Here is a 334-nt window from a genome sequence, read left to right as displayed (position 1 = left end):
TGACTTGCAAGCCATAAAGTCATCAATTCCTTTTCTTCTACATCAAATAGCTTTGCCATAACAGCCACCTGTTCTTTTTTAGCTCGTCTGTCTCCTCTTTCTATTTTGCTATAAAGGGGAGTGTCAATATCTAAGCTGTATGCCATTTGACGTTGAAGTAGGTTGTTTTCTTCTCGAAGTTCTTTTATCCTTTTTCCAAAAAAACATGAATCTTTCATATTTGACTTGTCATAATTTGTATAAAAATATAAAATTCAGATTAAATATCTGATTGTTTTAAGGTTAAATTAATGTGAATAAGAAATAAGCTAATGCTTTTCTGTGGGCTATGGTA

Annotated in this window: 1 protein-coding gene; it reads right to left on the bottom strand. The window is 31.4% G+C overall.

Going from position 1 to position 334, the window contains the following annotated elements; genetic code table 11:
- Positions 1-218: helix-turn-helix domain-containing protein (locus tag KEM10_RS24180; RefSeq protein WP_212221085.1), on the bottom strand; the 218-nt coding region annotated here is incomplete at its 3' end.
- Positions 219-334: the final 116 nt, after the last annotated feature.

The organism is Carboxylicivirga linearis (genome assembly GCF_018271995.1).
Classification (GTDB): domain Bacteria; phylum Bacteroidota; class Bacteroidia; order Bacteroidales; family Marinilabiliaceae; genus Carboxylicivirga; species Carboxylicivirga linearis.
Note: the sequence above shows the minus strand (reverse complement) of the source record. Positions and strands in the feature narration are given on the sequence as shown.